Below are 444 nucleotides of genomic sequence, written 5' to 3' on the forward strand. Positions count from 1 at the left end.
ATACAGGCGTGGCACGGTTTCCAGGTTGTGGTTGAACACATCCGGCGGCTCGGCCGCGGTGATGGCCAGCGCTACGTCCATGCGGCCACGGTAGTCCGGGACCAGGGTTTCCAGCTGTACGTTCGGCGACAGCTTGCGGATTTCACGGATGCAGTCGGCAAAGTGCTGGGCACCGCCGTCACGCAGGTCATCGCGGTCCACCGAGGTGATGACCACGTACTTCAGTTTCAGGTCGGCGATGGCGATGGCCAGGCTTTCCGGCTCGTTGACGTCCAGTGGCTTCGGACGACCGTGGCCGACGTCGCAGAACGGGCAACGACGGGTGCAGATGTCACCCATGATCATGAAGGTCGCGGTGCCACCGGAGAAGCACTCGCCGAGGTTCGGGCAGGAGGCTTCTTCGCAGACACTGTGCAGCTTGTGTTTGCGCAGCAGGGCCTTGAT

General features: G+C 62.8%; 1 protein-coding gene. It reads right to left on the reverse strand.

Annotated elements, in window-relative coordinates; all coding sequences use genetic code 11:
* Nucleotides 1-444, reverse strand: a 444-nt coding sequence (locus NTD87_RS16045) for a lipoyl synthase (RefSeq protein ID WP_262114993.1), incomplete at both ends; no start/stop codon positions are given.

This window comes from Pseudomonas sp. 6D_7.1_Bac1, from assembly GCF_025465945.1.
Taxonomy (GTDB): domain Bacteria; phylum Pseudomonadota; class Gammaproteobacteria; order Pseudomonadales; family Pseudomonadaceae; genus Aquipseudomonas.